The sequence below is a fragment of the Paenibacillus ihuae genome (genome assembly GCF_001368795.1).
In the GTDB taxonomy this organism is placed as follows: domain Bacteria; phylum Bacillota; class Bacilli; order Paenibacillales; family Paenibacillaceae; genus Paenibacillus_AQ; species Paenibacillus_AQ ihuae.
The window spans coordinates 2638185-2644746 of sequence record NZ_LN831198.1 but is presented as its reverse complement, the minus strand read 5'-3'; the positions used below and the strand labels follow the sequence as shown (position 1 = coordinate 2644746).

Genomic DNA, 6562 nt, shown 5'->3' with positions numbered 1-6562 from the left:
CTTAGAAATGAATTTCTCAGTCGGCGCTTTCTTACTGCTTGCATTTTCGACTAGTTCCAGTATTTTGGATACTGTCGATTCACCAAACAGCTTGGTCACTTCCACAGTTAAAACTCCGTTTTTGTTAATGAAACCGCCCAGGACTTCACTCTTCACTTCAACTTCCCGAGGCATAGATTCACCGGTTAGTGCGGATGTATCTACCGCTGAGCTCCCATCAATAACTACTCCATCCAATGGTACCTTTTCACCGGGCTTGACAACAATGTGATCTCCTATGTTAACCTCTTCTGGCGTCACCCGTTTCGTTTCGTTTCCTATTTTTAAGTTTGCATAATCGGGCCTGATATCCAACAATGCACTAATGGATTTACGGGATCGATTAATGGCAATACTCTGAAATAACTCCCCTACTTGGTAAAAGAGCATTACAGCTACACCTTCAGGATATTGCTGGATAGCAAACGCGCCAATTGTAGCCACTGACATTAAAAAGTATTCATCAAACACTTGACCACGAAGGATATTTTTAATCGCCTGCAGGACAATATTACCACCGATGACGAGATATGCTATTGAAAATAATACTACTTCCCACCAACCAGATAATGGGAATATTATTCCAATTGCGGCGAGTACTGCACCGACGGTCAAACGAATTATCATAATCTTATTTTTCCTTTACCACTCATATGCGAATGACCTTCATGTCCATCGCCATCGTGCTTTTTTTTATGTTCCTCTTTTTTTTGATCCACTCGTTCATTCCCCCTTCTCATTAATATCAATGTTACACTTTAAACTTCGAACTTTTTGAGTCATGTGATTGCTTCCGAAGTCTGAACCTTAGGTCTTTTTACACCATTTTCGATTTTCATGGCACAATTGACGCAATCTGGTTCCACAAATAACAACACACCCGTCACGCCCCTTTAGATTGATACAATTAAATTAACCCTTTTCGCAAGAAAAATTCATGATTACATGCTCATGCATCAACTCGGGTAAAAATAGCATTCTGATTAATTAAACAAGCATGTTATACTAGAAATTATGTTATTTAGCAAAGAAAATTGGAATATTGAAACACCCAGCAAATGAGTGAACAGAGCTTTCTTGTTGGGTTCAGAAAAGGAAGTAGTCATTGCTCTGTCCTGGCAGGCTTAATAAATCTCTCCATGATGACAATGGCTGCCGCTATCTTTTATCAAACAGGGAACTCTCAAGTAGCGAATATAGAATCTGCCTTTTAGATCTTAACTCCATTACTCGGATCTGCAGCCGCTAGCGCGTTTTTGATTTTAAATTACTCGCCTCTGGCATTTCAAGCTCCACAAGTGGACAATGTCCGGTAAAGTCATCATGCACGGTTTTGTGCGATTTACCATCCCCGGTTGGCTACGTCGTGTTATTTCCATGTTACCTGCAGTTATTATTGTTTCGCTGGGACTTGATCCAACACGAACTTTAGTCATTAGCCAAGTCGCCTTAAGTCTTATCCTGACAACACCCGTTATTACTTTGATTTACTTCACGAGACGCAAAGATCTCATTGGCATCTAAGTTAATAAACCTATTGTTAATGTAACAGCATTCCTTTGTGCGGCAATTATATTATTTCTTAACCTCATTCTCATTTACCAAACACTCGGTGAGACACTGCCCTCGTAAAAAAACATTCTCCCAAAGCTCTCATTATCAATGATTTTTCTAACTGTTAAGATTTGTACAAATTTCTATACGAAAACAATATTTTCCGGATTAATGCCGAGTGATCCTTATAATAAGCAACAAGAAGGCGATATTCACTGAAAGTGAATATCGCCTTCTCGTTGAGTATATTTTTCTAAAGTTTAAGCATTCCGAGCATACAGCAAAAGTGACTACAATTGTTTCGGCTTCATCCAATTTCTAGCCGAGAAGATAATTCTCTCGACTTCCTCATATTCGTTGGATAAGAGTCAGACGGGATCACGTAGACGCGCTCCTTTCGAAGACGCCGAGAACTCAAAACGCAATTACTGGAGAAGCGCAAAGGCATAGCTAAAAAAGTGATTCTGAAGCTTCGCAAATATCTACTAAGTCCAAAATGCAATGCGGAATAACACAAAAAATTGGAAGTAACACTTAAGAAGAATTTTTTGGAACGCGTACGGAAGGAGGAAACAAAGCTATAGCACAGAGAAAATTGAGCCAGTGGAGGAATATAAATTCACAAAACTGCATTTAAGTGTTTTCTGAATTACATTCTGCAAAACCATCTATTATAGAAGGATAATATGTTATTGAGCTAGACAATACGCGTACCCAACAAGCTGATTAAATTCAGCGATATGGCAAAAAAGTGGAATGGTCAGATAAATTCATTTCCCAATCCTGTTAAAATCATATTCAACTTCGTTTATACTTTTATAGATTTTTTCGAGTCTCAGCGAAAAAATGTTCTCGTGCTTCCGTAAGATAAAGCTCAATATACCATTGCTGGCTTTTTCCATATCTCCTTTTAAAGGATGAATAATGAAGGTATAATAAAAAAAGAAATACTTTTGTTTGAAACTCATTTGAAACACCACTATTCTTATTTAGATCCAAGAGTCAGGTTCCAGACGGAATTGGACTGATCAAAAACCTAATTGTAAACATTCATCAAATTTGTTGATTCGTTCATTTTGGATCAATTGGTAACTCAACTGAAGGCTTAGGTACTCACGGCCATCTCTCAGATAGGTTTTAGCATTCTGAGTATTCACCTGCAGAATATCACTGATTTCCGCCAATGATAAATTCATGACATACTTCAAAATCACAACAGTCTTATGGATTATTGGCATTCCATGTATGGAATGGGCCAGCTTTGATTTTAAATCCGGCATATCTATATTCAAGGTTATTTCTGGCAATGGAAGTTGATTTTCTTGCACCTTTTCCAGTTTTCCTTCGGATTTTATTTTTTCCATACATAACTTAATGCAAAATTGATAGATGACAGTAGAAGGCTTTGCCTCAACAGGAAGATTATTTAATTGGCTGTGTAACAAGAGAAAGGTGCGGATCACGATTTTTTCTGCTTCAATGGGATCGTTCATTAGCTGATGAACCAACGTAAAGGCGGAATCCTTATACATATCAATCAAGTCGCCAAAGGCTTTTCGATTTCCTTTCTTTGCAAGTTTAAATATATAACTCTCCATCTTCTGAGTCAGCATCATGTGAAACCTCCTTTCCTCCCCCCATGATTAGTGTAGAGCACCTGCTAGCATATACTCATTTCCTTTTACCTCTCGTCTCGGTTTACTTGTGCATTTACTACCTACAACGTTTCCCCGTTTCTCCAAACTGCATCAAAATCACAAGTGATCATCTATTCATATATTATCCCCACTATATTCGTTTTGATACATGAATGTCAATTATTGAAGGACATAAGTACGGCAAGTGCTTACGAAAATAAAAGGACAAATATAAGTAATGGTTAATGCCGAATTACCTTCTAGAGCAAATGAGAAAGGGAAATCATCTTCTTCGTACCCAGCGCAAAAACCAATTGCCAAATTTACGGTCCAACAGAATTGCCAGAATCGCTACCAGGATAAGTACTCCTAAATCCCTTTGCACATGCCAAAAAGACATCTCTTTTTTTCGATAATAATCTGAAGGATCTACACTCGAAGAGTTTGACGGTAATAGAACGTTCGATGTTGTTGTGTTGCCTGCTGGGATTCCCAACAAAGGAATTCCAGATGTTGGGGCTCCTTGAATTCGGTAACCGAGAAAATCTTTATGAAATGGGATATTGCCATAAGAAATACTAACTACTAAAGGAACCAAAAAAACACAACAAAAACGATGATCATGGACATTACAAGTTTCCCGAAAAGCAATCTTCTCACGACACAATCCCCCATCTATACCATCTACAAATATATTTATTTAAAAAATTACCACTTTAACATTCGGGCTACAAAATTCCGTTGATTTGTAGGAAGCAGAATTTATCCAGATAGGATTGAAGATGCTTGGATTAGAGAACATGAAACATACTACCAATTAAAACCTTTGCTTAGAGAATCATCGTGTGTAACTACTTCAGTATGTTCAGGATTCCCCTTGACCTTTGGCTGAAGGATATTTCATTTCAGCTAGATCCGTAGTAGAAACGGTAGGGTATCAGAACAGCTGTTGGTTGCACCAAGAAGGAAACTTAATGCGGACATTTGAGGCAGTTAAAATCCAAATTCAAAATATTATATACATTTCACTAAACAAACGTTTAGTTAGTTGATCCAAGAGATATTTTGATGTTCAGAATATATTTATGTTTGTTGCTCCGTTGGTATAACTCACCTCAGTTACGATATTTTTATTAACTTTAGTGAAGCTGAATCTATATAGATTGAACTAATGAATTAATTCAAGGTCAAAGTAACGGAGGGGAATTTTTGGAACTGGAAGAGCGAAAGCGTCCGCCTCCCTCCGGATTTCATCCGCTAGATGCGGTATGAATCAGGAAATCCGGAGACAACAGCTGCTGGAAGTCCAAACATTTACCGTAGTTACGGCGACACTCCCAAAAGAGTATATCTTAAGTTCAATCTATATAGATCCCCTAGGATCTTACCTACTCCACGAAGCAATATGGTTAAATGTCCACACATTGTATCGATCTTCAAAGCCAACAGCTAAAGGCAATTTGTCCAACAGCAGCTTGCAGATCATTAACAGTAAATTCATACATGCCAATAAACATTCATAAAATAGTTTGATTAAATTGGATTGCAGAGGGGTGATTTGATTGGTAAACAGTTACATAAATACGCTGTCCTGGGGATTGATAGGATTTGGAATCGGCGGATTTGGAATTGGCATTGGGGGCGCCTCAGCATATTTGATCAGGTATGCAAGACATCAACTCATTTCACTCCTGATTATGGCAATGGCAGGCCTCATTATCTCTTTAATCTTTTTCGAAATAATTCCGGGAAGTATTCAGGAAGGCGGACTATTTTTGACCGGAGCTGGCTTCACAATTGGTTACCTACTGGCACGACAAATCGAAAAATTTTTCCAACGAATTGTTATCATCACTAACAGTGCACAAAGAGATATTTTTATACAATCCGGCATTTTATTAGCTTTTGCAGTTGCACTTCATAATTTCCCTTCCGGTATTTCTTTTGGTACCAGCTTGCTGAGTACACCTGAATTGGCCAAAAGTTTGGTTGTTACCATGATACTTCATGCAATTCCTGAGGGCATGGTTTTAGGGCTCCCTTTTGTATTGGCAAGCTTGCCCCCCTGGACGATGCTGCTCACGTCAGTTGTAGTTGGTTTCCCAACCGCAATAGGTACCATGCTAGGGTATAAATTCGGAATGATTATCCCAGGCACGCTCTCCGTTATGCTTGGTATTGCAGTTGGAACCATGCTCTACATCACTTGGTTTGAAATTTTAAAACCTGCTTTAAAGGAAGGCGGACAAATAAGAAACTTATTTGGTATATTTGCTGGCATAATATTTGGAGGGGTGTATGCACTTTTTCTTTGAGATTCCTGGTTACAAACATTTAACTTGAACTTTCGACCTTTTGCGCACAACTCTACTTCTATTTATTTTAAATTTTGAGATTAATTAATTATGTTTTTAATAAAAAAGACAACCTGTTTATGATTACAACAGGTTTGTCCTTTTCGCTAATTCAGTTACCACTTTCAGATTGCTTATTCATCCGCTTTTCACAGCATAAAAAGCACTTTTTGCTGGTTTATACACCCCTAAAATAATGGATGCCGCATACAGGATTGTAGGAAGTATTGAAGGAACATCAACTAAAGAGAGAACAAATCCCAAGAGGAGTGTTATTCCGGAAAGAGTGGTCAATAACATACCATCAAAAAACGACTTCGGTTGTAGGGATGGTTGCGCTTTTGAAATGGGAACAGCCCTATAACCGGCTTTTTCAACTTCACGAATGATCGTATCCACATTCGTTTGATGCGCAATCTTCATTTTCCCCGTCGAAAAATTAACGCTAACCTGCTCTACATCCGGCCGTTTCATCAAGTGCTTCTCAATACTGACGGCACATGCTGCGCAGTCCATTCCCTCTACATTAAAGACCTGCATATCTAAAGAAATCAAAGGTTCGATTGAATATCCAAGCTTTTGAACTTGTTTCTCAATCTGCTCTGATATTTCGGTGTCCTCTACTTTAGTCTGCATTTTCGCCGTACTGTAGTTAACCCGAACCGATTGTACGCCGCTCATTTTTTCAATGCTTTTTTCAATCGTAGCTGCACAGGCTGGGCAATCCATACCTTCAATACGAAATTCGAGATCTTGTGTTTTTTTGAATCTGAGACATGATCAATGGATTCTTGATGTGATGAACACGAATCGTCTGTACAGCAATCCTTATCTACTGGCACCGCCGATGATTGGCAACAGGAATCGGCAACAACAGGGTCAACCGTAGAACAGCAGTTATCCTTAACAATGGTTTTAGGAGCTTGCTTTACTGAAAGAGTTAATTCTTTTTTGAACTTTGGCTTTTGTGAAGTAGCG

5 protein-coding genes and 1 pseudogene are annotated in these 6562 nt (G+C 38.5%); 2 read left to right on the top strand and 4 right to left on the bottom strand.

Annotated features, from left to right (window positions below; translation table 11 throughout):
• Positions 1–896: pseudogene (locus tag AQR02_RS11980) on the bottom strand (P-type ATPase actuator domain-containing protein); the annotation flags it as partial.
• Between the two features lie 448 nt (positions 897–1344).
• Here AQR02_RS11980 and AQR02_RS34115 point away from each other — a divergent pair.
• The gene (locus tag AQR02_RS34115) at positions 1345–1563 is read left to right on the top strand and encodes a divalent metal cation transporter (protein ID WP_245237352.1); all 219 of its coding nucleotides are present in this window, start codon (positions 1345–1347) and stop codon (positions 1561–1563) included.
• A gap of 1058 nt (positions 1564–2621) precedes the next feature.
• Here AQR02_RS34115 and AQR02_RS11970 read toward each other — a convergent pair.
• Positions 2622–3209 (bottom strand): sigma factor-like helix-turn-helix DNA-binding protein, encoded by a 588-nt coding sequence (locus tag AQR02_RS11970; protein WP_054940695.1) that lies wholly within the window; start codon positions 3207–3209, stop codon positions 2622–2624.
• A gap of 1583 nt (positions 3210–4792) precedes the next feature.
• Between AQR02_RS11970 and AQR02_RS11965 the strand changes: the two genes are divergently transcribed.
• A complete protein-coding gene (locus tag AQR02_RS11965) occupies positions 4793–5545 on the top strand; it encodes a ZIP family metal transporter (RefSeq protein WP_054940694.1) in 753 nt (250 codons plus the stop codon).
• Between the two features lie 177 nt (positions 5546–5722).
• Here AQR02_RS11965 and AQR02_RS11960 read toward each other — a convergent pair whose 3' ends face one another.
• Positions 5723–6313 (bottom strand): cation transporter, encoded by a 591-nt coding sequence (locus AQR02_RS11960; RefSeq protein ID WP_054940693.1) that lies wholly within the window; start codon positions 6311–6313, stop codon positions 5723–5725.
• A partial coding sequence (locus AQR02_RS32445) for a hypothetical protein (RefSeq protein WP_159067752.1) occupies positions 6262–6562 on the bottom strand: 301 nt, incomplete at its 5' end. The genes AQR02_RS32445 and AQR02_RS11960, both read right to left, overlap by 52 nt.

What these genes read in the sequence shown, in the direction of transcription:
- AQR02_RS34115 (WP_245237352.1), top strand. Translation starts at nt 1,345, where the DNA reads ATGTCCGGTAAAGTCATCATGCACGGTTTTGTGCGATTTACCATCCCC.
- AQR02_RS11970 (WP_054940695.1), bottom strand. Translation starts at nt 3,209, where the DNA reads ATGATGCTGACTCAGAAGATGGAGAGTTATATATTTAAACTTGCAAAG.
- AQR02_RS11960 (WP_054940693.1), bottom strand. Translation starts at nt 6,313, where the DNA reads ATGGATTGCCCAGCCTGTGCAGCTACGATTGAAAAAAGCATTGAAAAA.